The organism is Streptomyces hebeiensis, from assembly GCF_052983195.1.
Genome location: NZ_CM129812.1, coordinates 6,027,199 through 6,052,626 on the forward strand (window position 1 = coordinate 6,027,199; position 25,428 = coordinate 6,052,626).

Annotated in this window: 20 protein-coding genes; 13 read left to right on the forward strand and 7 right to left on the reverse strand. The window is 72.2% G+C overall.

Annotation, left to right across the window (positions count from 1 at the left end):
* Window positions 1-14 precede the first annotated feature (14 nt).
* The 4 genes from ACU6P3_RS25870 to ACU6P3_RS25885 form a co-directional block, all read right to left on the reverse strand.
* Window positions 15-905 (reverse strand): amino acid ABC transporter permease, encoded by an 891-nt coding sequence (locus ACU6P3_RS25870; protein WP_447194320.1) that lies wholly within the window; start codon window positions 903-905, stop codon window positions 15-17.
* Entirely contained in the window at window positions 902-1,576 is a 675-nt protein-coding gene (locus ACU6P3_RS25875; RefSeq protein WP_447194321.1) for an amino acid ABC transporter permease, read from the reverse strand. The genes ACU6P3_RS25870 and ACU6P3_RS25875 overlap by 4 nt, the downstream gene beginning before the upstream one ends.
* 90 nt (window positions 1,577-1,666) lie before the next feature.
* Window positions 1,667-2,494, reverse strand: coding sequence for a glutamate ABC transporter substrate-binding protein (locus ACU6P3_RS25880; protein ID WP_447194322.1), 828 nt, complete (start codon window positions 2,492-2,494; stop codon window positions 1,667-1,669).
* A 297-nt stretch (window positions 2,495-2,791) separates the two neighbouring features.
* On the reverse strand, window positions 2,792-3,577 hold the full coding sequence (locus tag ACU6P3_RS25885; protein ID WP_352086550.1) for an amino acid ABC transporter ATP-binding protein: 786 nt from the start codon (window positions 3,575-3,577) through the stop codon (window positions 2,792-2,794).
* Window positions 3,578-3,953: 376 nt separating this feature from the next.
* Between ACU6P3_RS25885 and ACU6P3_RS25890 the strand changes: the two genes are divergently transcribed.
* Together ACU6P3_RS25890 and ACU6P3_RS25895 are read left to right on the forward strand one after the other, a co-directional pair.
* Complete coding sequence (locus ACU6P3_RS25890) at window positions 3,954-4,664, forward strand: response regulator transcription factor (RefSeq protein ID WP_447194323.1); 711 nt, start codon at window positions 3,954-3,956, stop codon at window positions 4,662-4,664.
* 6 nt (window positions 4,665-4,670) lie between these two features.
* Window positions 4,671-6,062: a sensor histidine kinase gene (locus ACU6P3_RS25895; RefSeq protein WP_447194324.1), complete on the forward strand. Its 1,392-nt coding sequence runs from the start codon at window positions 4,671-4,673 to the stop codon at window positions 6,060-6,062.
* Window positions 6,063-6,120: 58 nt separating this feature from the next.
* Here the strand turns inward: ACU6P3_RS25895 and ACU6P3_RS25900 are convergent, their stop codons facing one another.
* On the reverse strand, window positions 6,121-7,122 hold the full coding sequence (locus ACU6P3_RS25900; RefSeq protein WP_447194325.1) for a TAXI family TRAP transporter solute-binding subunit: 1,002 nt from the start codon (window positions 7,120-7,122) through the stop codon (window positions 6,121-6,123).
* A gap of 412 nt (window positions 7,123-7,534) precedes the next feature.
* On the opposite strand from ACU6P3_RS25900, the gene ACU6P3_RS25905 reads away from it, so the two are divergent.
* The 3 genes from ACU6P3_RS25905 to ACU6P3_RS25915 all read left to right on the forward strand — a co-directional run bounded on the left by ACU6P3_RS25905 (window position 7,535) and on the right by ACU6P3_RS25915 (window position 10,812).
* On the forward strand, window positions 7,535-8,290 hold the full coding sequence (locus ACU6P3_RS25905; RefSeq protein ID WP_447194326.1) for a carbonic anhydrase: 756 nt from the start codon (window positions 7,535-7,537) through the stop codon (window positions 8,288-8,290).
* A 146-nt stretch (window positions 8,291-8,436) separates the two neighbouring features.
* Window positions 8,437-9,966, forward strand: a complete 1,530-nt coding sequence (miaB, locus tag ACU6P3_RS25910) for a tRNA (N6-isopentenyl adenosine(37)-C2)-methylthiotransferase MiaB (RefSeq protein ID WP_447194327.1) — start codon at window positions 8,437-8,439, stop codon at window positions 9,964-9,966.
* Between the two features lie 93 nt (window positions 9,967-10,059).
* On the forward strand, window positions 10,060-10,812 hold the full coding sequence (locus ACU6P3_RS25915) for a class III extradiol dioxygenase subunit B-like domain-containing protein (RefSeq protein ID WP_447194328.1): 753 nt from the start codon (window positions 10,060-10,062) through the stop codon (window positions 10,810-10,812).
* Between the two features lie 43 nt (window positions 10,813-10,855).
* On the opposite strand, the gene ACU6P3_RS25920 is transcribed toward ACU6P3_RS25915, so the two are convergent.
* A complete protein-coding gene (locus ACU6P3_RS25920; protein WP_030745401.1) occupies window positions 10,856-11,098 on the reverse strand; it encodes an antitoxin in 243 nt (80 codons plus the stop codon).
* A gap of 290 nt (window positions 11,099-11,388) precedes the next feature.
* Here ACU6P3_RS25920 and miaA point away from each other — a divergent pair, with 290 nt between their 5' ends.
* The 6 genes from miaA (at window position 11,389) to hflX (ending at window position 19,904) form a co-directional block, all read left to right on the forward strand.
* Complete coding sequence (gene miaA / locus ACU6P3_RS25925) at window positions 11,389-12,327, forward strand: tRNA (adenosine(37)-N6)-dimethylallyltransferase MiaA (protein ID WP_447194329.1); 939 nt, start codon at window positions 11,389-11,391, stop codon at window positions 12,325-12,327.
* A gap of 126 nt (window positions 12,328-12,453) precedes the next feature.
* On the forward strand, window positions 12,454-12,918 hold the full coding sequence (locus tag ACU6P3_RS25930; RefSeq protein WP_447198073.1) for a hypothetical protein: 465 nt from the start codon (window positions 12,454-12,456) through the stop codon (window positions 12,916-12,918).
* A gap of 131 nt (window positions 12,919-13,049) precedes the next feature.
* Window positions 13,050-13,985: a diaminopimelate epimerase gene (dapF, locus tag ACU6P3_RS25935; RefSeq protein WP_447194330.1), complete on the forward strand. Its 936-nt coding sequence runs from the start codon at window positions 13,050-13,052 to the stop codon at window positions 13,983-13,985.
* Between the two features lie 289 nt (window positions 13,986-14,274).
* Window positions 14,275-16,386 (forward strand): RelA/SpoT family protein, encoded by a 2,112-nt coding sequence (locus ACU6P3_RS25940; RefSeq protein ID WP_447194331.1) that lies wholly within the window; start codon window positions 14,275-14,277, stop codon window positions 16,384-16,386.
* A gap of 227 nt (window positions 16,387-16,613) precedes the next feature.
* Window positions 16,614-18,236 (forward strand): M1 family metallopeptidase, encoded by a 1,623-nt coding sequence (locus tag ACU6P3_RS25945; protein ID WP_447194332.1) that lies wholly within the window; start codon window positions 16,614-16,616, stop codon window positions 18,234-18,236.
* A 165-nt stretch (window positions 18,237-18,401) separates the two neighbouring features.
* The gene (gene hflX / locus ACU6P3_RS25950; protein ID WP_344270871.1) at window positions 18,402-19,904 is read left to right on the forward strand and encodes a GTPase HflX; all 1,503 of its coding nucleotides are present in this window, start codon (window positions 18,402-18,404) and stop codon (window positions 19,902-19,904) included.
* A gap of 139 nt (window positions 19,905-20,043) precedes the next feature.
* Here hflX and ACU6P3_RS25955 read toward each other — a convergent pair whose 3' ends face one another.
* Window positions 20,044-21,288: a trypsin-like serine peptidase gene (locus ACU6P3_RS25955; RefSeq protein WP_447194333.1), complete on the reverse strand. Its 1,245-nt coding sequence runs from the start codon at window positions 21,286-21,288 to the stop codon at window positions 20,044-20,046.
* 412 nt (window positions 21,289-21,700) lie between these two features.
* Here ACU6P3_RS25955 and ACU6P3_RS25960 point away from each other — a divergent pair, with 412 nt between their 5' ends.
* Window positions 21,701-23,092, forward strand: a complete 1,392-nt coding sequence (locus ACU6P3_RS25960; RefSeq protein ID WP_447194334.1) for a diaminobutyrate--2-oxoglutarate transaminase family protein — start codon at window positions 21,701-21,703, stop codon at window positions 23,090-23,092.
* Between the two features lie 49 nt (window positions 23,093-23,141).
* Window positions 23,142-25,382: an IucA/IucC family protein gene (locus ACU6P3_RS25965; protein WP_447194335.1), complete on the forward strand. Its 2,241-nt coding sequence runs from the start codon at window positions 23,142-23,144 to the stop codon at window positions 25,380-25,382.
* Window positions 25,383-25,428: the final 46 nt, after the last annotated feature.

Sequence of the window (25,428 nt, forward strand, 5' to 3'; positions counted from 1 at the left end):
GGGAACCGCTCGGGTCAGGCCTTTCCGCCCGGGGCGTTGGCCTGTTGTACGTCATCGGCGCTGAGCACCGCGCCCGAGCTCTTCTTGCCCTGCCGCAGCCGCTTCTCCAGCCAGCCGGCGAAGCTGGTGAGCAGGGAGTTCAGCGCGATGAAGATGAGACCGATGACGACGAGTGTCGCGATGGTGTTCGCGCCGTAGTTCGCCGTGATCGGGCGGAGCTGGTAGAGCAGTTCGTTCAGGCCGAGCAGGGCACCGCCGAGCGCGGTGTCCTTCACGATCACCACGAGCTGGCTGACCAGGGCCGGGAGCATCGCCGTGACCGCCTGCGGGACCAGCACGTAGACCATGGTCTGGCCCTTGCGCATGCCGATCGCCTTCGCGGCGTCGGTCTGGCCGCGCGGCAGCGAGAGGATACCGGCCCGTACGATCTCGGCCATCACCGAGGCGTTGTAGAGCACGAGGCCCGTCACCACGGCGTACATCGGGCGAAGGTCCGAGGAGACATTGCTGAACTGCACGTACAGCTGAGCGGCGAAGACCATCATCAGCAGGACCGGGATGGCACGGAAGAACTCCACCACCGCGCCGACCGGGACCCGCACCCAGGCGTGGTCGGAGAGCCGGCCGATGCCCAGCAACGCGCCCAGTGGCAGGGCGATCACGATGGCCAGAGCCGCCGCCTGGAGCGTCACTCCGAGCCCGGGCAGCAGATAGGTGGTCCACACCTCCGCGTCCGTGACGAACGGATTCCACTTGTTGGCCGCCAGCTGGTCCTTGTCGGCCATCACGGACAGGATCCACCAGGCGGCCAGCACGAAGGCGACCACGAAGAGGACCGTGTAGATGATGTTGCGCCGCTTGGCACGGGCACCGGGGGCGTCGTAGAGAACGGACGTGGAACTCATCGCTTCACCGCCACTCGCTTGCTGACCCAGCCGAGGATCAGGCCCATCGGGAGGGTGAGAACGATGAATCCGAAGGCGAACAACGCGAAGACCGCGAAGAGCGCGCTGGTTTCGTTCTCGATCATTTCCTTCATCAGCAGTGACGCCTCGGCGACACCGATCGCCGCCGCCACGGTGGTGTTCTTGGTCAGTGCGATCAGCACGTTGGCGAGCGGCGCGACGACGGCGCGGAACGCCTGGGGCAGCACCACCAGCGTGAGCACCTGGACGAAGCTCAGCCCCAGGGCACGGGCCGCCTCCGCCTGCCCGACGGGCACGGTGTTGATGCCGGAGCGCAGCGCCTCGCAGACGAAGGTGCTGGTGTAGGCGATGAAGCCCAGGACCGCGAGCCGGAAGCCCATGGTCTTGAAGTCCTCGCCGCCGAGGGTGAACTGGAGGGTCTGGCCGAGCCCCACCGAACAGCCGACGATGACCACCGTCAGCGGGGTGTTGCGGACCACGTTGACGTACGCGGTGCCGAAGGTGCGCATCACCGGGACGGGACCGACCCGCATGCCGGCCAGCAGCGTGCCCCATATCAGGGACCCGATCGCTGAGTAGAGGGTGAGCTGCACCGTCACCCAGAAGGCGCCGAGCAGGTCATACCGCCCGGAATCAAGAAAGTCGAACACGATGCCCCGCGCTCTCCCCTGGTTGGCTGGTGGGGACGTGCCGCCGCCGGACGGACCGGCCGCGGCACGTCCCCATGGACTCGACTGCGGTCAGCTGCCTTCGGTGATCTTCGGCGCGGGGTCGTTCTTGTAGTTGGCCGGGCCGAAGTTGGCCTTCACGGCCTTCTCCCAGGAACCGTCCGACTCCATCTTCTCCAGCGCCTTGTTGATCTTGGACTGGAGGTCGGTGTCGCCCTTCTTCAGGCCGATGCCGTAGTTCTCGTCGCTCAGCTTGAGGCCGGTGAGCTTGAACTTGCCCTGGTGCTCCTTCTGCGAGGCGTAGCCGGCGAGGATGGAGTCGTCCGTGGTGATGGCGTCCACGGCCTTGTTCTCCAGACCGGTCAGGCACTCGGAGTAGCCGCCGAACTCCTGGAGGTCGGCCTTCGGGGCGAGCTTCTCCTTGACGTTCTGCGCCGGGGTGGAGCCCGTGACCGAACACAGCTTCTTCGAGTTCAGGTCCTCGGCCTTGGTGATGGAGTTCTCGTCCGCGCGGACCAGCAGGTCCTGGTGGGCGACGAAGTACGGGCCGGCGAAGTCGACCTTCTGCTTGCGCTCGTCGTTGATCGAGTAGCTGGCGACGACGAACTTCACATCACCGTTGGCGATCATGTTCTCGCGCTCGGCGCTGGGCGTCTGCTTCCACTCGATGTCCTTGGCCTCGTAGCCCAGTTCCTTGGCCACGTACGTCGCCACGTCGACGTCGAAGCCCGCGAAGGTGCCGTCCGGCTTCTTCAGCCCGAGGCCCGGCTGGTCGAACTTGATGCCGATGGTGATCTTGCCGTCGTCGTCGCCGCTGCCGCTGCCCCCGCCGCAGGCGGTCGCGGTCAGGGAGAGAACGAGAGCGGCGGCGGCGGCCGCGCTTGCCTTGCGAAGCTTCATTGCGTGAACTTCCCTCGGGTGAGACGTGAACGGAGAAACAGGTGCCGCCGGCCCCGGACGCACCAGGAACTGGAGTTGTTCGCAGCCGCGGGGGCCGCGTAGCCGTGGAACCGGGGGGTCGTGTAGCCGTCGGAACCGTAAAGCCGTGAAAAGCCGGGCCGACCCGGGCCGCGGGCCCGGTGCGGTGGAGTGCGGGTGACGCGGGATCGGTGGCGTGGGATCAGTGGCGCGGACCTGGTGCGGGCCCTGCGCGGTCGGTGACGCGAGAGCCCGCCGGGGCCGGTGACCCCACCGGGGTCAGTGATGCAGGATCTTCGACAGGAAGTCCTTGGCGCGGTCGCTGCGGGGATTGCTGAAGAACTCGTCGGGCCCGGCCTCTTCGACGATCCGGCCGTCCGCCATGAAGACGACCCGGTTCGCCGCGGAGCGTGCGAAGCCCATCTCGTGCGTGACGACGACCATGGTCATGCCGTCCCGCGCCAACTGCTGCATGACTTCCAGGACTTCGTTGATCATCTCCGGGTCGAGCGCCGAGGTCGGCTCGTCGAAGAGCATGACCTTCGGGCCCATGGCCAGCGCCCGGGCGATGGCGACGCGCTGCTGCTGGCCGCCGGAGAGCTGAGCCGGGTACTTGTCGGCCTGCGTGCCGACGCCCACCCGGTCCAGCAGCGCCCGCGCCTTCTCCTCGGCCGCCGCCTTCTCCGTCTTGCGGACCTTGAGCTGGCCCAGCATGACGTTCTCCAGCACCGTCTTGTGCGCGAAGAGATTGAACGACTGGAAGACCATCCCGACGTCCGAGCGGAGCCGGGCCAGTTCCCTGCCCTCCTCCGGCAGCGGCTTGCCGTCGATCGTGATCGAACCCGAGTCGATCGTCTCCAGGCGGTTGATGGTGCGGCACAGTGTGGACTTGCCGGACCCGGAGGGTCCGATGACGACCACGACCTCGCCACGGGCGATGGTCAGGTCGATGTCCTGGAGCACATGCAGCGCGCCGAAGTGCTTGTTGACGTTGCTCAGTACGACCAGGTCGCCAGTCGCCGGCCCGGCGTCCTCGGTGCCCTTGGTCACTGACACTCCGCTCATCGGCTTTTTGCTCCGTCCTCCTCGATTGGAAGGACCCTAGTCACGCGCTGCGATCAGCGTCATTACATCTGAGCGGAAATTGAGCATAACGATCCGGCCGCAACCGGACACTCCCCGTGAAGAGGGACGGTGGGGGGAGTACCGGGTGGGTAACGGAAACCCGGGTGTAATGAGAAGACTCTTGACTGGCACGGCGCCATGGGCGTGGATGCCTTTGGTACGTACCGCCGTCCCGCCGTGCCGGATCGCGACCCCGACCAGTCGGGACCGGCCGGACGCGACCGATCGACGCAACGGTTGGACGTGACCGACGGACGCGGCCGACGGACACGACGTGACGGACATGACCGACGGACACGACCGATAGAGGGGGCCCGTGAGACTGCTGCTCGTAGAGGACGACGACCATGTCGCCGCCGCCCTGTCCGCCGTGCTGGCCAAACACGGCGTCGAGGTCGTCCACGCCCGCAGCGGCGAGGAGGCGCTCCACGCGCTGCTGCCGGCCGTCAACAAGGGGAAGGAGCCGTTCTCGGTGGTCCTCCTCGACCTCGGGCTGCCGGACCAGGACGGCTACCAGGTCTGCGGCAAGATCCGGAGAATCACCTCGACTCCGGTGATCATGGTGACCGCGCGCGCCGACGTCCGCTCCCGGATCCACGGCCTCAACCTGGGTGCCGACGACTATGTGGTCAAGCCGTACGACACCGGCGAACTGCTCGCCCGCATCCACGCGGTCAGCCGGCGCGCCACCGGCGACGAGCAGTCACCGGCCGCCGAACCGGCCCAGCGGCTCGGGCGCCTCACCCTGGAACTGCCCACCCGCCGCGTCAGCGTGGACGGTACGGCGGTCCAGCTGACCCGCAAGGAGTTCGACCTGCTGGCGCTGCTGGCCCAGCGGCCCGGGGTCGTCTTCGGCCGGGAGCAGATCATCAGCGAGGTCTGGCGCACCAGTTGGGAAGGGACGGGCCGCACGCTCGAGGTCCATGTCGCGTCCCTGCGGGGCAAGCTCGGACTGCCCGCCCTGATCGAGACGGTCCGGGGGGTCGGCTACAAGCTGGTCGTCCCGGCCGCGCACCAGGGGCCGTAACGCCCGGTGACCTCTCGACTCCTTCCGCTGCTGATCGTCCTGATGGCGGGCGTCCTGGTGGCGCTCGGCTTCCCGCTCGCCGCCCTCCAGGCGTCCGCCGAGCAGCAGCGCGTCGTCGTGGACCGCATCGACGACGCGGCGCGGGTCGCGGCCCTCGCCCAGTTCGTCACCGACGGCCGGGCCGGCGGGACGGAGCGGCGGCGCGCGCTGGAGGACGAGCTCAAGCGCTACCACGACGTGTACGGGATCAAGGCGGGCGTCTTCGACCGGGACGGGAAAGCCATGGCCCGCGCACCCGAGGACTGGGGCGTGCCCCTGGTCGGGGCGGGCCGCCAGGCCTTCGACGAGGCGCTGCTCGGGCGCCGCAGCGACGACCCCGAGCAGGTCTGGCCCTGGCAGGACGGCCGGCTCATCGTGGACTCCCCGGTGGTACGGGACGGAGACGTCGTCGCGGTCGTGGTGACGGACTCGCCCACCGAGCAGATGCGCCTGCGCATCCTCAAGGGCTGGCTGGTGATCGTGGCGGGCGAGGCGGCGGCCATGCTGCTCGCCGTGGGCGCCGCGATCCGGCTCACCGGCTGGGTGCTGCGTCCGGTGCGGGTGCTGGACGCGGCGACGCACGACATCGCCACCGGGCGGATGAAGTCCCGGGTCGCGGTGGCGGGCGGCCCGCCCGAACTGCGCCGGCTGGCCAGCTCGTTCAACGAGATGGCCGACAACGTGGAGGACGTGCTCGAACAGCAGCGTGCCTTCGTCGCCGACGCCTCCCACCAGCTGCGCAACCCGCTGGCCGCGCTGCTCCTGCGGATCGAGCTGCTCGCCCTCGAACTGCCCGAGGGCAACGCGGAGATCGCGTCCGTACGGACCGAGGGCAGGCGCCTCGCGCAGGTCCTGGACGATCTGCTGGACCTCGCGCTGGCCGAGCACACGGCACCCGACCTGCGGCTCACCGACATCGGGGAGCTCGCCGCCGAACGGGTCGCCGCGTGGCGTGCCGTGGCCGAGGAGAAGGGCGTACGGCTGACCGAACGCCGGGCGGCGGTCACCGCCTGGGCGGACCCGACAGCCCTCTCCAGCGCGCTCGACGCCGTCATCGACAACGCGCTCAAGTTCACTCCCGAGGGGGAGGAGGTCACGGTCTCGGTCAGCAGCGGCGGCGACACCTCCACCATCGTCGTGGAGGACGGCGGGCCGGGCCTCGACGACGAGGAACTCGACCGGATCGGCGACCGGTTCTGGCGCAGCAACCGGCACCAGAACGTCAAGGGCTCCGGGCTCGGGCTGTCCATCACCCGGGCCCTGCTGGCGGCCGGCGGCGGCTCCCTCACGTACGCGCACAGCGAGCCGCACGGGCTGCGTGCCACGCTCAGCGTGCCGAGGACGTCGCCGACGGCATGAGGCCCGTCCGGTCCGGGCGGCCGGTGTCGGGCCGGGCTGGGCCGGGCTGGGCCGGATCCTACGGTTTGACCGACCGGTAGTAGTGCTTGGCGCCCTCGTGCAGCGGCAGCGGATCGGTGTAGATCGCCGTCCGCAGGTCCACCAGCTGCGCGGGATGCACCTGCTTGCCGATGCCGTCCCGGCTGTCGATCACCCGGCGGGTGAAGCCCTCGGTCAGCGCCGCGTCCGTCTCGTCGGTGGTGATCAGCAGGTTCGCCACGGCGAACGTGGGTACGGCCGTGCCCTCCTGCGCGGCCGGGTAGGCGTCGGCGGGCATCTCGGCCGAGCGGTAGTACCGCAACGCCGTCTCGTCCGAGGAGTGCAGCGCGGTGATCAGTGCGGCGTCCAGGGGCACCAGCCGGACGGCGAAGCGCTCGGACAGCTGGCGGATCGCCTCCGTGGGCAGCCCGCCGGACCAGAAGAACGCGTCGAGTTCATCCCGTTCGAGCAGGTCCGGAACGGTGTCGATGCCCGCGGGGACCGGAGTGATCCCGGTCTGCGGATCGATCCCGGCGGCCGTCAGGATCCGGTCCGCTATCAGCCGCACGCCCGACCTCTCCTGGCCCACGCCCACCCTCTTGCCCTTCAGGTCGGCGGTGGACCGGATGCCCGAGGTCTTCGGCGTGATCAGCTGGACGTAGTCGTCGTACAGCCGCGCGCAGCCACGCAGCCGGTCCGCGCCCGGCCGGCCGTCCTGGATGTACTTGGCGACGGCGTCGGCGGTGGCGACGGTGAAGTCGGCGTCGCCGGTGGCCACCCGCGTGATGTTCTCCTGCGAGCCCTCGCTGGTCCTCAGGCGTATCGACACGTTCGGCATGCCACGCGCGAGGTCCTCCTTGAGCAGCACGCCGTAGCGCTGGTAGACGCCGTTCTTCACGCCCGTGCTGAAGATGATCGAACCGCTCGGTGACGACGGCCGCATGGACATCAGCCACCACACCAGCACCCCGAGCACCAGGAGCAGGGCGGCGGAGCCTTGCAGCGCGCGACGACGGCTGATGCGGTACGGAAGGGGGACCATGCCCGCGATCCTGCCAGTTCGCCCCGGCGACAGCCAGGCCCGGCAAGGGTCCGGTGCGGGTCCGGTGCGGCCGGGCCCGCGCACGGCGGGGGCCGGAGCCCCCGGACGCCCCGGCCGCAGCCGCGCGGTCGGCGCTGCACGCGGAGCGGGAGTTGTCGAGGTCACGCCGGCGGCACCGACAGGCCCGGGGCAGGGCGCACATCTTCGCTCTGTCCTTGGAGAAGTCCCTGGGGTAGCGCTTCGGGGCACCAGGTCCGGGGCACCGGGGGAGACGGGCCGAGCGGCGGGCGGTACCGAACGGCAGGTGGTGCAGACATCAACTTCAGGTGTACGAGGGGTGGTTGGTTCAAGAGTGAGTCAACATTGCGTCTGGCTCGGGTAATGGCCGAATTTACCTGGATAGTCTCCGGCCGTGATTTCGACCAGATATGCGAATACACGTGCCAACGCCAGTGGCGCTCCGCGCCGTAACCTGCTGCGAGCGGCGGTCGCGGGGGCCGCCGCCACGGCAGGAGTGGCCCTCACCGTCCCGTCCGCCCCCACCGCGCGAGCGGCCGGCGTCCGCGCCCAGGAGCGTCCGCGCCCGGCCACCCCCGACGAGGCTCTCAGAGAACTCGCCGCGGGCAACCGGCGCTGGCGCACCTACCGCGAACAGCATCCCCACGAGACCCGCACCGTCCGCGAGGCCCTGGTGTCGGGGCAGCACCCCTTCGCCCTCATCCTCGGCTGCATCGACTCCCGGGTCCCCCCGGAGCTGGTCTTCGACCAGGGCCTCGGCGACCTGATGACCGTCCGGTCGGCCGGCGAGGTCCTGGACGAGGCCGTCCTCGGCTCCATCGCCTACGGCGTCCTGGAGCTGAACATCCCGCTGGTGATGGTGCTGGGACACCAGTCGTGCGGCGCGGTCGCGGCTGCCGTCCACGCGGAGGAGACCGGCGAGCGGCTCCCGGACCACATCCAGTACCTGGCCGACCAGATACGCCCGGCGATCGATCACTCCAAGGAAGGCGACGCGCGCGTGGACGCCACGGTCGGTGCCCATGTCGACCGTGTCCGCGGCCGGCTGGCCGGCGAACCCGACCTGGCCGCCAAGGTGGCCGAGGGCAAGCTGGCCATAGTCGGCGCTCGTTACGAGCTGACCACGCACCTCGTGCACGGGGTCGGCTGACCCTGGAGACCACGACCGACCGCACTCGGCGACGCACACCGCCGGCGTACGGATGACGCACCGGCCGACCGGCCCCGCCGCCGGTCGGCCGGCGCACGTCGCGGGACACGTCCGACCATCTCCCGGCACCCCCTTACCCTTGAGGGATGACCAGCAGCAGTGACCGGACCGGAGCAGTGGACGACGTGGGCGTAACTCGAAGCTACGAGATCCGCACCTACGGGTGCCAGATGAACGTCCACGACTCCGAACGGCTGTCGGGCCTGCTGGAGGACGCTGGATACGTCCGGGCCCCGGAGGGCTCCGACGGGGACGCCGACGTCGTCGTCTTCAACACCTGCGCGGTACGGGAGAACGCCGACAACAAGCTGTACGGCAACCTGGGCCGGCTCGCCCCGGTCAAGGCCCGCCGGCCGGGCATGCAGATCGCGGTCGGCGGCTGCCTGGCCCAGAAGGACCGCTCGACCATCGTCGACCGGGCCCCCTGGGTCGACGTCGTATTCGGCACGCACAACATCGGCAAGCTCCCGGTCCTCCTCGAACGCGCCCGCGTCCAGGAGGAGGCCCAGGTCGAGATCGCCGAATCGCTGGAGGCGTTCCCCTCCACGCTGCCGACGCGCCGCGAGTCCGCCTACGCCGCCTGGGTCTCGATCTCGGTCGGCTGCAACAACACCTGCACCTTCTGCATCGTCCCCGCGCTGCGGGGCAAGGAGAAGGACCGCCGCCCCGGCGACATCCTGGCCGAGATCGAGGCCCTGGTCGCCGAGGGCGTCTCCGAGATCACCCTGCTCGGCCAGAACGTGAACGCGTACGGCTCCGACATCGGCGACCGCGAGGCGTTCTCCAAGCTGCTGCGGGCCTGCGGGGCCGTCGAGGGCCTGGAGCGCGTCCGCTTCACCTCGCCGCACCCGCGCGACTTCACCGACGACGTGATCGCGGCCATGGCCGAGACGCCGAACGTGATGCCCCAGCTGCACATGCCGCTCCAGTCCGGTTCGGACCCCGTTCTGAAGGCGATGCGCCGCTCGTACCGGCAGGACCGATACCTCGGCATCATCGAGAAGGTGCGCGCCGCCATCCCGCACGCGGCCATCTCCACCGACATCATCGTGGGCTTCCCGGGCGAGACCGAGGAGGACTTCGAGCAGACCCTGAAGGTGGTGCGCGAGGCGCGCTTCGCGCAGGCCTTCACCTTCCAGTACTCCAAGCGCCCCGGGACGCCCGCCGCCGAGATGCCCGGGCAGATCCCCAAGGAGGTCGTGCAGGACCGATACCTGCGGCTGACCGCCCTCCAGGAGGAGATCTCCTGGGAGGAGAACAAGAAGCAGGTCGGCCGCACCCTGGAGGTGATGGTCGCCGAGGGCGAGGGCCGCAAGGACGGTGCCACCCACCGCCTCTCGGGCCGCGCCCCCGACAACCGGCTCGTCCACTTCGCCAAGCCGGAGCAGGAGGTGCGGCCGGGCGACGTGGTGACCGTCGAGATCACCTACGCCGCCCCGCACCACCTGCTCGCCGAGGGCCCGGCCCGCGGCGTCCGCAGGACCCGTGCGGGGGACGCCTGGGAGCGGCGGAACGCGGCCGGGGCGGCGAAGCCCGCGGGCGTGATGCTCGGCCTGCCCACGGTCGGCGTGCCCGCGCCGCTGCCGGCGGTGACGGCCGGCTGCGCCGTCGACTGAGCGAACGCCGCCGGGAGACGGAGAAGGGGCCGGGGCCCACCGGCCTTCGGCGTGCTCGTCCGGTGCCGCGCGAGGGGCACTACGCTGCTGGGCATGCTTGTCGCCGCTGCCGTGTGTCCCTGTCCTCCGCTGCTGGTGCCCGCGGTGGCCGCCGGTGCCGCACCGGAGCTCGACGCCGCCCGCACGGCCTGCGACGGCGCGCTGGGGGTGCTCGCCGCGGCGCGCCCCGACCGGCTGATCGTGGTCGGCCCGGCCGAGCAGGAGAGCCTCGGCCCGGATCCGTACCCCGAGGGGACACGCGGGTCCTTCCGCGGCTTCGGAGTACCGGTCGACGTTGTTCTGGGCGGCCCGGACGGCCCGGACGGCCCGAACGGCGCCACGGGGGAGGCGCGGCCCGCCGGGCGCCCGCTGCCCGACTCGCTGGCCGTCGCGGCATGGCTGCTGGAGCGCGTCCACTGGTCCGCCGCCCCGGTGAGCGGGCTCGGCGTGGGTACCTCGCTCGGCGCCGAGGACTGCGTACGGGCCGGGGCCCGGCTGGTGGCCGGGCCCGAGCGGGTGGCCCTGCTGGTGATGGGGGACGCGAGCGCGTGCCGCTCGGTGAAGGCGCCCGGATACCTGGACGAGCGCGCGGCTCCGTTCGACGCGACGGTGGCCCGCGCACTGGGCGCGGCCGACGTGGCGGCCCTGAAGGCGCTGGATGTGCGGCGGGCCGCCGAACTCAAGGCGGCCGGCCGGGCGCCCTGGCAGGTGCTGGCGGGTGCCGCCGAGGGCGCGGGCCTGGACGGGCAGCTCCTCCATGAGGACGCGCCCTACGGCGTCGGCTACCTCGTGGCCGCCTGGACCTGACCCCGTACCCCGTCCCGCGCACCGCGCCGATCCGGGGCGGGGCTCAGGAAGAGGCCGGCGGCGGGGGAGTGCCGTCGTCCTTGTGGGTCAGCTTGCCCAAGGCGTCCTTGGCCTTGCCCGTGCCGCTGCCGATCTTGTCGCTGTACTTGCCCTTGGTCTTCTCGTCGACCGTCCTGGCGGCCTTGTCCAGCCCCTGCTCGATCTTGCCCCCGTGCTGCTGCGCGAAGTCCGAGACCTTCTCCTTGGCCGGACCGATCTTGGCTTTCAACGAATCCAGGAACCCCATGGGCCACCTTCCCTCGGACGGAACAACAGCCTGTGCGCAGGCGCTGTTCTTGGTCTCGCCGTCCACCGCGCCCCCGGGGACAGCCGCTGCTTTGTGCCCAAACAGCGAAAAAACACCCATGTCTTCTCCATAGCGTACTCGTGGGGGCGGCGTTCCGCGCTGCCGAGCGCCGCGCGCACCCGACGGTCCGCACCGGTGGACCGGGGGCCGGCGCGCGGGGGGCGAACCCGTCGGTAGGGTCGTCACGTAACTCGTTCGGGGAGGCGGTCCGCGTTTGCGAGACTGGGGCCGTGAGAAGCGCAGCTACCCCACCGCGAGTCATTGCCGTCGTCGGGCCCACCGCGGCCGGCAAGTCCGATCTGGGCGTGCACCTCGCCCGGGAACTGGACGGTGAGGTCGTCAACGCCGACTCCATGCAGCTCTACCGGGGGATGGACATCGGCACCGCGAAGTTGACGGCCGAGGAGCGCGCCGGGGTCCCCCACCACCTGCTGGACATCTGGGAGGTCACCGAGGCCGCCAGCGTGGCCGAGTACCAGAGGCTCGCCAGGGCGGAGATCGACCGCCTCCTGGCCGCCGGGCGCACGCCCGTTCTGGTGGGCGGCTCCGGCCTGTACGTACGGGGCGCCATCGACGCCCTCGACTTCCCCGGGACGGACCCCGAGGTGCGGGCCCGGCTGGAGGCCGAGCTCACTCTGCGCGGGTCCGGCGCGCTGCACGCCCGGCTCTCGGCGGCCGACCCGCGGGCGGGCCGCGCGATCCTGCCCAGCAACGGGCGCCGGATCGTCCGTGCCCTGGAAGTGATCGAGATCACCGGTAAGCCGTTCACCGCCCATCTGCCCGGCCACGACTCGGTTTACGACACCGTCCAGATCGGCGTGGACGTCGCACGCCCCGAACTGGACGCCCGGATCGCGCGGCGCGTGGACCGCATGTGGGAGGAGGGGCTGGTGGCCGAGGTGCGCGGCCTGGAGGTGAAGGGCCTGCGCGAGGGCCGGACCGCCTCCCGCGCCCTGGGGTACCAGCAGGTCCTGGCGGCGCTCGCGGGGGAGTGCACCGACGACGAGGCCCGCGCCGAGACCGTGCGCGCCACGAAACGCTTCGCCCGCAGGCAGGACTCGTGGTTCCGCCGCGACGCGCGCGTGCACTGGCTGCCCGGCGGTGTCGAGCAGCGGGCGGAACTTCCGCACCGGGCGCTCTCGTTGGTCGAACGAGCGGTCACAGCCTGATCACGTGATGGCATCGGGACGCTCCGTCCGTCAATCCGGTCCTCACGGGCGTGCCATCATCGAGCATCGGCCGACCGTCGGGCGCGGGCCGGTCCAGTGGAGTCCAAATGGGGAGGGCGCGTGGCGATGGAGGCCGGCCCTCGCGACAGAGAACCGACAGCGGCCCCGGACGCCCGGGCAGAGCTGTCGGAAGATCTCCAGGCGGACACCCCCGGGCTGAGCCCCGACGGGCCGGAGGAGCAGACCGCGATTCCGGAGGTGGAGGTCGAGCTGCGTCCGCCGCGCCGGCTGCGGATCTGGCAGCTGGCCCCGATCGTGATCCTGGCCGCCGTGGGCTCCCTGATGTTCGCGTTCCCCCTGGCCTTCGGCACGGCAGAGGTCGGCGCGGTCGTGGCGATGTTGGGTCTGCTCCTCAGCTCCTGCGCGGCCGGCTGGGGCATGATGGCCGCCCGTCGGGTCGGCCACACCTGGCCGGGCCTGGTCGGCCGGGCCTCCGGCGAGCGCCAGGACTGGCGGGTCGTCGCGCTGTACGCGGTCGTGGCCGTCGCCGTCGTGGGCCTGGCGATCTGGCGGGTCGCCCGGCTGCGCTGACGCGCGCGACCGGCCGGTGCGGCGGGACGCCGGCGGGGCGGTGCTGACGCAGGCGCGTAACGGCCCGGCGACGAGTCCCGGCGGGAGCCGACGGAGACCGCCGACGGGCGTTGTCGGCGGCTGCTCGTACGATGGATCCCGTGAGCACCGACCGGACCATGCGGAACACCCCGAACGCCCCGATCGCCTTTCTCAAGGGCCACGGGACGGAGAACGACTTCGTGATCGTCCCCGACCCGGACAACGGCCTCGACCTGCCCGCGCGCGCCGTCGCCGCCCTGTGCGACCGCCGGGCCGGCATCGGCGGCGACGGGCTGCTGCGCGTCGTACGGTCGGCGGCGCACCCCGAGGCCCGGGCCATGGCCGGCGAGGCCGAGTGGTTCATGGACTACCGCAACAGCGACGGATCGGTCGCCGAGATGTGCGGCAACGGGGTCCGCGTCTTCGCCCGCTACCTCCAGCGCGCCGGTCACGTGGAGTCCGGTGACCTGGCCGTGGCCACCCGGGCCGGAGTGAAGCGGGTGCACCTCGCCAAGGGCACCGGCCCCGAGGGCGCGGCCACGGAGGACGGTGACATCACGGTCCACATGGGCCGCGCCGCACTCCCCGACGACGAGGTGACGGTCACCGTCGACGGCCGGGACAGGCCCGCACGGCACGTCAGCATGGGCAACCCGCACGCGGTCACCTTCGTCGACGACCTCGCGCAGGCGGGCGACCTGCTCTCCGCGCCGCCGGTCGCCCCCGCGTCCGTCTACCCGGACGGGGTGAACGTGGAGTTCGTCGTCGACCGGGGACCGCGCCACGTCGCGATGCGCGTCCACGAGCGTGGCTCCGGAGAGACCCGGTCCTGCGGTACGGGCGCCTGCGCCGTGGCCGTCGCCACGGCCCGCCGTGACGGGCAGGACCCCGCCCGCACCGGCCTGCCCGTCACGTACACGGTGGACCTCCCCGGTGGGCGGCTGCTGATCACCGAGCGGCCCGACGGCGGAATCGAGATGACGGGCCCCGCCGTGATCGTCGCGGAGGGGCACATCGACCCGGCCTGGCTCGTCGCGGCCCGGTGACAAGTGCCGTGTCGGCCGGATTGCCCGGTGGCGAGGCGTCCTGGCACGGCCATCCGGGCGGCGCTGGTGCCGCCCCGCTCGCCCACCGGCGGTGACCACGCGGCCCGGCGGACGCCGCGGGCACGCGGATCCCGCGCGGCGCGCGCCGTGGCCGATCGCTCGAATGGGTGATCCGTTTCACGCCGGACGATACCGGGGCCGCTCGCCGCGACCGGGTGGATAGCATCAAGCACCGGCCCGGAGGGCGCTCCCGCTCGTCCGCCGCCGGTCGAAGATGCCGGAGGTGCCCATGAGCGCAGAGGCCACCAACCCAGGTGCCCACAGCCGCAGACGCGGAATTCCCAGGATCGACCTGCGCAGGCTCGGCCGGGCGGCGTTACTGGGACCCGCCTCCCGGCACCGGCTGCCCGACGCCATGGCGCACGTCGCGGACGCCCACCGCGCGCACCATCCCGACGCGGACCTCGCCGTGCTGCGCAAGGCGTATGTGCTCGCGGAGAGTTCGCACCGCGGCCAGTTCCGCAAGAGCGGCGAGCCGTACATCACCCACCCGCTGGCCGTCACCCTGATCCTCGCCGAACTCGGCGCCGAGACGACCACGTTGACCGCCTCGCTCCTCCACGACACCGTCGAGGACACGGACGTGACTCTCGATCAGGTGGGGGCCGAGTTCGGCGCGGAGGTCCGCTACCTGGTCGACGGCGTGACCAAGCTGGAGAAGGTCGACTACGGCGCCGCCGCCGAGCCGGAGACGTTCCGGAAGATGCTCGTCGCCACCGGCAACGACGTACGGGTGATGTCGATCAAACTGGCTGACCGGCTGCACAACATGCGCACGCTCGGCGTGATGCGGCCGGAGAAGCAGGCCCGCATCGCCAAGGTCACCAGGGACGTCCTCATCCCGCTCGCCGAACGGCTGGGCGTCCAGGCGCTCAAGACCGAGCTGGAGGACCTGGTCTTCGCGATCCTGCACCCCGACGACTACGCGTACACCCGTGCCCTGATCGCCGACAACGCCACCGCGGGGGACGCGCTGGCCGCCATCTCCGAGGACGTCAGACGCGTGCTGCGGGAGGCGGGCATCGCGGCCGAAGTCCTGGTACGGCCCCGGCACTTCGTCTCCGTCCACCGCTCCCGGCTCAAACGCGGCGAGCTGCGCGGCACGGATTTCGGCAGGCTGCTCGTCCTCGTGGGCGAGGACGCCGACTGCTACGCAGTCCTGGGCGAGCTGCACACCTGCTTCACGCCGGTGATCTCCGAGTTCAAGGACTTCATCGCGGCGCCCAAGTTCAACCTGTACCAGTCGCTGCACACGGCGGTGGCCGGTCCGGACGGCGCGGTCGCCGAGGTCCTCATCCGGACGCACCGGATGCACAAGGTCGCCGAGGCCGGGGTCGTCGCGCTCGGCAATCCGTACGCCCACAGCGTGGGACCGCCCTACGGCACGCAGCCGGAACCGGCCGCCGGGGAAGGGCGGGACGGAGCCGCCGAACCGCAGGACGGCGAGCGGGCCGACCCGACCCGGCCCGGCTGGCTCTCCCGGCTCCTGGAATGGCAGCGGTCCGCCCCCGACCCCGACACGTTCTGGACGACGCTCCGTGCCGACCTCGCCCAGGACCGGGAGATCACCGTCTTCCGCGCCGAGGGCGGCATGCTCGGCCTGCCGGCCGGGGCGACCTGCGTGGACGCGGCCTACGCGCAGTACGGGCAAGCCGCGCACGCCTGCCTCGGGGCCCGGGTCAACGGCCGCCTGGCGACGCTGAGCACGGTCCTGAGCGACGGGGACACCGTGCAACTCCTGCTGGCTCACGACGGGGCGACGGGCCCCTCGCCCGAGTGGTTGGAACACGCCCGTACCCCCGCCGCCCGGATCGCGATCGAGGGCTGGCTGGCGGCCCACCCGGACCCCGCGGGGCCGCCGGACGACGCGCCCCGCGCGCCTCTGGCGGCCCCCGCGGAGCGAGCCGAGGCCAGTGACGTCGTGGTGGATCCGCCCGGAGCCACCGTGCGGCTGGCGGGCTGCTGTACGCCCGAGGCACCCGATCCGGTCACCGGGTTCGCCGTGCGCGGCGGTGTCGTCACGGTCCACCGCGAGGCGTGTCCCGCCGTGGCCAGGATGCGCGCGCTCGGCCGGGTCCCGGTCGGGGTCGGCTGGAGCCGGGTGCCCGGGTGCCGGGTCACCCTGCGCGCGGAGTCCTTCGGCCGCCCCCGGCTGCTGGCCGAGCTGACGGACGCCATCGCCACGGCGGGCGCCGCGATCGTCTCGGCCACCGTGGAACCGCCGAGCGAGCAGCGCGTGCGGCACACGTACACGCTGGAACTACCCGGGGCGGACGGGCTGCCCGGCCTGATGCGCGCCATGCGCGAGGTACCGGGCGTGTACGACGTCAGCCGCGCCTAGAGGTCGCGCGACCTCTTAGGCCCTGTCCGGCCGGGATCGCTCAGCGGCCCCGGGCACCGTCCCGGCACCGGCCGCGCGGGGCCGTGACGGGTGTCGCGTACGAGGGCCGTGCGTCAACCCGGCGACGCGCGGCATCCGGCGGGCTCCCACGCGCTGACCTGCCCCTTTCGGGTGGGCGCGGAGCGCGCCGTCGCTTCGCGCCGCCCGGGCGCTGATAGCCGTGGTCCATGCGCCTCACTTCCCGCCGACTGCGTGCCGCCCTGCTCGCCGCCGCCTCGGCCACGCTCGTCGCCGCCACCCTGCCCGCGCCCCAGCCGCTCGGGATCGGCGACCCGCTCTTCCCCCACCTGGGCAACCCCGGTTACGACGTCCTCTCCTACGACCTCGACTTCACCTATGGAGGCGACAACAGCAAGCCGCTGGACGCCGTCACCACGATCGACGCGCGGGCGACCCAGCGGCTGGACCGGATCAACCTCGACTTCACGCACGGCAAGGTCGCCTCGGTCGCCGTGGACGGGCGTCCCGCGCGGTTCGCGACGGCCGACGAGGACCTGGTCGTCACTCCGGCCGTCCCGGTCGCGGAGGGCGCCCGGACGCGGATCACCGTCCACCACACCAGCGACCCCGGCGGTACCGGCGGCGGCTGGCTGCGCACCGCCGACGGGCTGGCGATGGCCAACCAGGCGGACGCCGGCCACCGTGTCTTCCCGGGCAACGACCACCCGGCGGACAAGGCGTACTTCACCTTCCGCGTCACGGCACCGGCCCGGCTGACGGTCGTCGCCAACGGGACGCGGGTGGCGAAGTCCCGCGCCGGGGACCTCGCGCGGTGGACGTACCGCACCCGCCATCCCATGGCCACGGAGCTGGCCCAGGTCTCCATCGGCGACTCGGCCGTGGTGCACCGCGAGGGGCCCGGCGGACTGCCGCTGCGGGACGTCGTGCCCGCCGCCGACCGCACGAAGCTGGAGCCCTGGCTGAAGAAGACGCCCGACCAGATCCGCTGGATGGAACGGCACGTGGGCCCGTACCCCCTGGAGACCTACGGTGTGCTGATCGCCGGTGCCGAGACGGGTTTCGAGCTGGAGACGCAGACGCTCTCGCTGTTCGAGCGACGGCTGTTCACCCGCACGGAGTTCCCGGAGTGGTACGTGGACTCCGTGATGGTCCACGAGCTGGCCCACCAGTGGTTCGGCGACAGCGTCACGCCGCACCGGTGGTCCGACCTCTGGCTCAACGAGGGGCACGCCACCTGGTACGAGGCCCTCTACGCGCAGGACCACGCCAAGAAGTCGTTGGAGACGCGGATGCGCGAGGCCTACCGGCGCTCCGACGAGTGGCGCGCGGCGGGCGGGCCACCGGCGGCGCCGGAGCCACCGGCACCCGGTGAACAGATCAGCCTGTTCCGGCCGGTGGTCTACGACGGCAGCGCGCTGGTGCTGTACGCGCTGCGGCAGGAGATCGGGAAGGACGCCTTCGAACGACTGGAGCGGTCGTGGGTGCGCGACCACCGGGACGCCACGGCGAGCACGGCGGACTTCGTCGCGCTGGCGTCGAGGACGGCGGGGCGTGATCTGTCCGCCTTCTTCCAGGCGTGGCTGTACGCGAAGAAGACCCCTCCGATGCCCGGTCACGCGAACTGGAGCAGCGGCACGGCGGCCGGCACGGCGAAGCCGCCGAAGGCACCGCGGCCCGCCGGGCAGGCGAAGCCCTCCCCGCAGGTCAAGCCCGCCAAGCCCGCCACCAGGCCCGTTCCGGAGGTGAAGCCCGTCAAGCCTGTCAAGCCGGCGAAGGGCGGCAAGGCCGGCAGCCCGCCGCGTACGCACCGGTCGGTCGGCGGTCTGTAAGGGTCCCTAAACCGGAGTGACGGCCGCGCCGAACCGTGCCACCATCGACGGGTCGGCGCGGCCCCGGGAATCTTTCCCGCTCAGCACGCGTTGTGACAGTCGTGACGGGACTCCCGGCGAGCACCCGTGACGCAAGCCCACCGGAGTCTTCGACGTAAGGATCCAATGACCTCCTCTTCTTCCTTTTCCCAGGCCGCACAGAATCTCGCGGATCCCCGCACGGCGGATCCCCGCACCGAGAGCCTCCGGGCCGATGCCCTGATGGAAGAGGACGTCGCCTGGAGCCACGAGATCGACGGAGAGCGGGACGGGGACCAGTTCGACCGCTCCGACCGCGCCGCCCTGCGACGGGTGGCGGGCCTGTCCACCGAGCTTGAGGACGTCACCGAGGTCGAGTACCGGCAGCTGCGCCTGGAGCGCGTCGTGCTGGTCGGCGTATGGACCTCGGGCACCGTGTACGACGCGGAGAACTCGCTGGCCGAGCTGGCCGCCCTGGCCGAGACGGCGGGCGCGCTCGTGCTCGACGGGGTGATCCAGCGCCGCGACAAGCCCGATCCCGCCACGTACATCGGCTCCGGCAAGGCCGCGGAGCTGCGCGACATCGTCCTGGACAGCGGCGCCGACACCGTCGTCTGCGACGGTGAGCTCAGCCCCGGCCAGCTGATCCACCTGGAGGACGTCGTCAAGGTCAAGGTCGTCGACCGTACGGCGCTGATCCTGGACATCTTCGCCCAGCACGCCAAGTCCCGGGAGGGCAAGGCGCAGGTCGCGCTCGCACAGATGCAGTACATGCTGCCGAGGCTGCGCGGCTGGGGTCAGTCGCTGTCCCGGCAGATGGGTGGCGGCGGCGGTGGCGGCATGGCCACCCGGGGCCCCGGTGAGACCAAGATCGAGACGGACCGGCGGCGGATCCGCGAGAAGATGGCGAAGATGCGCCGGGAGATCGCGGAGATGAAGACCGGCCGCGAGATCAAGCGCCAGGAGCGGCGACGGCGCAAGGTGCCGTCGGTCGCGATCGCCGGCTACACCAACGCGGGCAAGTCGTCGCTGCTCAACCGCCTCACGGGCGCGGGCGTCCTGGTGGAGAACGCGCTGTTCGCCACCCTCGACCCGACCGTACGCCGGGCCGAGACCCCGGGCGGCAGGCTGTACACCCTGGCCGACACGGTCGGATTCGTCCGGCACCTGCCCCACCACCTGGTCGAGGCGTTCCGCTCCACGATGGAGGAGGTCGGCGACTCCGACCTGATCCTGCACGTGGTGGACGGCTCGCACCCCGCGCCCGACGAGCAGCTCGCCGCCGTGCGCGAGGTGATCCGCGAGGTGGGCGGGGACGTGCGCGAGATCGTGGTGATCAACAAGGCCGACGCGGCGGACCCCCTGGTCCTCCAGCGCCTGCTGCGCGCCGAGCGGGACGCGGTCGCCGTCTCGGCCCGCACGGGCGCCGGCATCGCGGAACTGCTGGAGCTGATCGATGCCGAGCTGCCCCGTCCCGAGGTCGAGGTCGAGGTCCTCGTGCCGTACACGCAGGGCGCGCTGGTCTCGCGGACACACGCCGAGGGCGAGGTGATCTCCGAGGAGCACACCCCGGAGGGCACGGTGCTGAAGGCCCGCGTCCACGAGGAGCTGGCGGCGGCGCTCGCCCCGTACGTACCGGTGGCCCGCTGACGCGGTGACGAACAGGAGGCCCGCCACCCTCGCGACGAGGGTGGCGGGCCTCCTGCCGTACCGCCTCCCGCCCCACCGCGTGTCCGGCGGAGCACCGCCGGACACGCGGTGGGCCAGGCGACTGACCAGTCCTACATGTCTACTTGTTCGCGAACTTCTTGCTGACGCCGTCGTAGACGCCCTCGGCCACCTCGCCGAGCCGCGGGCCCGCCAGCCAGCCGGCCTTCACCGGGCCGATGGAGGTGTTGGACACGAGGGCGGGCTCACCGTTCTGTCCGGTGGCCACCCAGCCGCCTCCGGACGAACCGCCGGTCATGGTGCAGCCCACCCGGTACATCGACGGGTCGTCGGCCTTCACCGAGAGCCGGCCGGGCTTGTCCTGGCACTGGTACATCTTCTGCCCGTCGAACGGCGGAGCCGCCGGGTAACCGGTCGCCGTCATGCTCGCGATCCTCGGGGTCTCCGGGGCGTTGAACTCCACCGGCAGTGCCCCGCCGACCGTCTCCTCAAGCGACGTGCCGTCACCGCCCTTCTCCGGGGTGACGTGGATGACCGCGAAGTCGTACGGGGCGCCCTGTCCGCCGGTCGAGGCCCCCTGGCTGATCCACTGCTGCGAGGTCTGCCCCCAGTCGGCCCACCACACGCCGTGCGGGGCGACCTGCTCCTTGGCGGCGGTCTCCAGCCCGGCCGTCGACAGGCCCTCGTTGTTGTAGGAGGGGACGAAGGCGAGGTTCCGGTACCAGCCGCCCTTCTTGCCCGCGTGCACACAGTGACCGGCCGTCCAGACCAGGTTGGACTTGCCGGGGTGGGCGGGGTCCTGGACCACGGTCGCCGAGCAGACCATCGAGCCCTCGGGCCCGTCGAAGAACAACTTGCCCGACGTGGGAGCGTTGTCGCCGTACGGGGTGTTCACCGCCCGCGCCTCGACCGGGGCCGGGGTCGGGTCGCTGACACCCGCGTCGTCCCAGTTCTGCTCGTCGTCGACGGGCTTCTCCGGCGGCTCCTCGGCGTCGCGCATGCGGTCCTGGTCCCACAGGCCCTCGATGACCGGGTTGACGAAGTCCTTCGCCTCACGCAGCCACTTGTCCCGGTCCCAGTTCTTCCACTCACCGCCCCGCCACTTGTCCAGGTCGAACCCGCGCTCCTTGAGCTTGTCCTTGAGCTCGTCGGGAATGACGATCTTCCCGTCCGACCCCGCGCCGCCGGAGCCGCCGATGTCCGCCGACTCGCTCGCCCGCGCGTCGGCGTCACCGTCGTCGGGACCGCAGGCGGTGGCCGTCAGCGCGAGGGCCGTGGCTATGGAGGCCGCCGCGAGGACGGGGGAAAGTCTGCGCCGCGCGCTCCTTCCCCGGCGGGCGGCGAGAGTGGGGCGAATGGGTCGCATGGCGTGATCCCCCTGGGATGTGGCAGCGGTGCGCCGTTCGACGTCCGGCGCGGAGCCGGGACGACGGGCTGTGGAATCGGAACAAAGGTGATGGAGTCGGGGTAATGGACGTCAACAGCGGCAACCCGGTCGCGGTGCGGGACCGGAGTGCGGCCCCCCACTATGCCCGGTGCCGAAGGGGACGGTGTGCGGCAGGGGCACGGTTCCGGCCCGCCCAGGGCCTTTCGTTCGGACCAGGCCGGACGACGCCCGCGACGATCTTGCCACTGCCCGTGATCCCGGGCCACTCGCGTCGTTGCTCTGTAGGAGGGCGTGCGCGGGGGGACCGGACCGGCGTCCACTGTCGAACGATCGGCGCCCCTGGACCGTACTGACATGGGACCGAACCGTGACAACGGGAGGACGACAAGCCGTGGCCGTGACCGAGAAAGCACCGGCGGCGCCGACCGTCGCGCACGAAGGCATCCTCCGGCGCCAGTCCCTGCGCGAGTCCGCCGCCCGTACGTACGCGCGCTCACTGCCGATCGTGCCCGTCCGTGCCCGGGGGCTGACGATCGAAGGGGCGGACGGACGGCGCTATCTGGACTGTCTGTCGGGCGCGGGCACGCTGGCCCTCGGCCACAACCACCCCGTGGTCCTGGAAGCGATCAGGAAGGTCCTCGACTCCGGGGCCCCGCTGCACGTGCTCGACCTCGCCACGCCCGTCAAGGACGCCTTCACCACGGAGCTGTTCGCGACGCTGCCGCCGCGGTTCGCGCGGACGGCCCGGGCGCAGTTCTGCGGCCCCGCCGGGACGGACGCGGTCGAGGCCGCCCTGAAGCTGGTCCGTACCGCCACCGGCCGCGGTGGTCTCCTCGCCTTCACCGGGGCTTACCACGGCATGACGGAAGGGGCCCTCGCCGTCTCCGGCGGCGCCCCGGACGTACGGGTGACCCGGCTGCCGTACCCGTACGACTACCGCTGCCCGTTCGGCACCGGCGGGGCGCGCGGCGCCGAACTGGCCGCGCGCTGGACGGAGAACCTGCTGGACGACGCCAAGGGCGGCGCGCCCGCCCCCGCCGGGATGATCGTCGAACCGGTCCAGGGCGAGGGCGGGGTGATTCCCGCCCCGGACGACTGGCTGCGTGCCATGCGCCGGATCACGGCCGACCGGTCCGTCCCGCTCATCGCCGACGAGGTACAGACAGGAGTGGGGCGGACGGGTACGTTCTGGGCCGTGGAGCACAGCGGGATCACACCGGACGTGATGGTGCTCTCCAAGGCGATCGGCGGTTCGCTGCCGCTCGCCGTGATCGTCTACCACGAGGACCTCGACTGCTGGCGCCCCGGCGCCCACGCGGGCACCTTCCGGGGGAACCAGCTCGCGATGGCGGCCGGTGCGGCGACCCTCGCGTACGTCCGGGAGAACGGGCTCGCCGAGCGCGCGGCGGTGCTCGGCGCGCGCATGCTCGGGCAGTTGGAGGGACTGGCCGCGAACCACCCGTGCGTCGGCGACGTGCGCGGACGTGGTCTCATGATCGGTGTGGAACTTGTCGCCCAGGCCGCCGGCGATCCGCCGCCGCCCGCACCGGAACTCGCCGCCGCCGTCCGGCGCGAGTGCCTGAGCCGCGGCCTGATCGTCGAACTGGGCGGGCGCCACGCGTCCGTCGTGCGACTGCTCCCGCCGCTGACCATCACCGACGAACAGGCCGTCGCGGTCCTCGACCGGTTCGCCGACGCCCTGGCCGCCGCCGAGCGCGCCGCGCTCCGGCACGGAGAAACCAGCCCGCCGTGCGGGAAGGAAACCGACCGGCCGTACCGATGACGGACGGCCCCGTCGCAACCGCCCCGGACGCTCTCCCAAGGAAGCCCTCGTGAATCCCACTCCTTCACCCGATGTTCCCGAGGCCGACGGCCGTCCCACCGCGAACGCGCCGACGCGCGACGCCGGAAGCGGCCGACGGGACGCGTCGGGTAACGGCCACGCACCGCAGGCGGCGGTACCGCTGACCGTGCCGCGCCAGGCGACGGGCGGCCACCAGCCCTCACCGGCCGCGGCAGGCGCCCCTGTTCCGGCGGCCAGCGCGGCCTCGGCCGGCGGTACGGTCCCGGTCGACGGCCCGGCCCCGGGCGGCGGTACGGTCCCGGGCCTCTCGCGGGCCGACGCCGGGTCTCCGGCGGATCCGCCGAGTGGCGTCGATCCCGTCGACACCGCCGGCCCCGGCCAGGCCGACACGGCCGGGTCGGGCGACAGCGCCGAGCGGGCCGAGGCGACCGGCGTCGAGCGGGCCGACAGCGCCGAACGCGTCGTTTCCGGTGAGCGTGCCGAGCGCGTCGGACATGACGAACTCGTCGGACGGCCGAGCCACTTCGGCGACCCGGGCCGGCTCGGCCACCCCGACCACCTCGACCACCCGGATCCGGAGAAGGCCGCCGACGCGGCCGCCACCGAGAACCTGCTGCGCTGCTGGGTCCGGGAGACCGACCTGCACCGTCCGGAGGGCGACCTGCTGCGGATCCCGCTCGCCGCCAGCGGCACCGCCCTCCTCGTGCCCGTCCGGTACTGGTCGGCCACCGGCTGGCACCGCTTCGGCATGCCGTTCCTGGAGAGCGCCCCGCAGGACGCGCCGGCCGCCGACGCCGTCACGGTCGCGGCCCTCCTCGGCCGTGAGTCGGGCCACTGCCAGGGCGCCGATCTGGTCGGCCGCGTCGCCGGCTCCGTCGCCCACACGGCCGCCTTCATCACCGACCGGCGGGCGCGTCCCGAAGCCGCCGCAGGCGCCGACCCGTTCCTCACCGCCGAGCAGTCGCTGCTGCTCGGCCACCCGCTGCACCCCACGCCCAAGAGCAGGGAGGGCCTGTCCGAGGCCGAGGCCCGGCGGTACTCACCGGAGGTGCGCGGTTCCTTCCCGCTGCACTGGATGGCAGTCGACCGGTCCGTCCTCGCGAGCGACTCGGCCTGGACCGAGCAGGGCCGTGTCGTCCCGGCCGAACGGCTCACGGCCCGCCTCCTGGGCGACGTGTCACTGCCCGACGGCACCGTCGCGCTGCCCCTGCACCCCTGGCAGGCGCGTGACGTGCTCCACCGTCCCGCCGTCGCCGCGCTCCTCGACGCCGGCCTGCTGCACGACCTCGGGCCGCACGGCGCCCCCTGGCACCCCACCTCCTCGATCCGTACCGTCCACCGGCCCGGCGCCCCCGCCATGCTCAAGCTCTCGCTCGGCGTACGGATCACCAACTCCCGCCGGGAGAACCTGCGCAAGGAACTGCACCGGGGCGTGGAGGTCCAGCGCCTGCTGCGCAGCGGTCTCACCAGGGAGTGGCAGGCCGCGCACCCCGGCTTCGACATCGTCCGCGACCCGGCCTGGCTCGCCGTCGACACGCCGGCGGGCGAACCCGTCGCCGGGCTGGACGTGATGGTGCGCCACAACCCCTTCCGGGCGGACGACGACGCCGTCTGCATCGCCGGGCTCACCGCGCCGCGCCCGTACCCCGGACGTATCGGCATGTACTCACGGCTGGCCGCGATCGTCTCGGACCTGGCCGCCCGCACCGGCCGGGCCACGGGCGCCGTGTCGGCCGAGTGGTTCCTGCGCTACCTCGACCAGGTCGTACGCCCCGTGCTCTGGCTGGACGGCGCGGCCGGCATCGCGCTGGAGGCGCACCAGCAGAACACGCTGGTGCTGCTGGACTCCGACGGCTGGCCGGCCGGCGGCCGGTACCGCGACAACCAGGGGTACTACTTCCGTGAGTCCCACCGGGCCGCGCTGGACCGGCGGCTGCCCGGGATCGGTTCGGTCAGTGACACCTTCGTCTCCGACGAGGTCACCGACGAGCGCTTCGCCTACTACCTCGGGATCAACAACGTGCTCGGTCTGATCGGGGCGTTCGGGTCGCAGGGGCTGGCCGACGAGCGGCTGCTGATCGCGGCCTTCCGCCGGTTCCTCGCCGGGGCGACCGGGCTCGGCTCGCCGCTGCCGGAACAGCTCCTGGCGACCCCCACCCTGCGCTGCAAGGGCAACCTGCTCACGCGACTGCACGGTCTGGACGAGCTGGTCGGCCCCGTCGACACCCAGTCGGTGTACGTGACCATCGCCAACCCCCTCCACGCCTGAACTCCCGGGCCCCGCACCGGCGGACCGGCCCGGGGCTGGCGGGGCC

What these genes read in the sequence shown, in the direction of transcription:
- ACU6P3_RS25870 (WP_447194320.1), bottom strand. Translation starts at nt 905, where the DNA reads ATGAGTTCCACGTCCGTTCTCTACGACGCCCCCGGTGCCCGTGCCAAG.
- ACU6P3_RS25880 (WP_447194322.1), bottom strand. Translation starts at nt 2,494, where the DNA reads ATGAAGCTTCGCAAGGCAAGCGCGGCCGCCGCCGCCGCTCTCGTTCTC.
- ACU6P3_RS25885 (WP_352086550.1), bottom strand. Translation starts at nt 3,577, where the DNA reads ATGAGCGGAGTGTCAGTGACCAAGGGCACCGAGGACGCCGGGCCGGCG.
- ACU6P3_RS25900 (WP_447194325.1), bottom strand. Translation starts at nt 7,122, where the DNA reads ATGGTCCCCCTTCCGTACCGCATCAGCCGTCGTCGCGCGCTGCAAGGC.
- miaB (WP_447194327.1), top strand. Translation starts at nt 8,437, where the DNA reads ATGACCAGCAGCAGTGACCGGACCGGAGCAGTGGACGACGTGGGCGTA.
- ACU6P3_RS25915 (WP_447194328.1), top strand. Translation starts at nt 10,060, where the DNA reads ATGCTTGTCGCCGCTGCCGTGTGTCCCTGTCCTCCGCTGCTGGTGCCC.
- ACU6P3_RS25920 (WP_030745401.1), bottom strand. Translation starts at nt 11,098, where the DNA reads ATGGGGTTCCTGGATTCGTTGAAAGCCAAGATCGGTCCGGCCAAGGAG.
- ACU6P3_RS25930 (WP_447198073.1), top strand. Translation starts at nt 12,454, where the DNA reads ATGGAGGCCGGCCCTCGCGACAGAGAACCGACAGCGGCCCCGGACGCC.
- dapF (WP_447194330.1), top strand. Translation starts at nt 13,050, where the DNA reads ATGGATCCCGTGAGCACCGACCGGACCATGCGGAACACCCCGAACGCC.
- ACU6P3_RS25940 (WP_447194331.1), top strand. Translation starts at nt 14,275, where the DNA reads ATGAGCGCAGAGGCCACCAACCCAGGTGCCCACAGCCGCAGACGCGGA.
- ACU6P3_RS25945 (WP_447194332.1), top strand. Translation starts at nt 16,614, where the DNA reads ATGCGCCTCACTTCCCGCCGACTGCGTGCCGCCCTGCTCGCCGCCGCC.
- hflX (WP_344270871.1), top strand. Translation starts at nt 18,402, where the DNA reads ATGACCTCCTCTTCTTCCTTTTCCCAGGCCGCACAGAATCTCGCGGAT.
- ACU6P3_RS25955 (WP_447194333.1), bottom strand. Translation starts at nt 21,288, where the DNA reads ATGCGACCCATTCGCCCCACTCTCGCCGCCCGCCGGGGAAGGAGCGCG.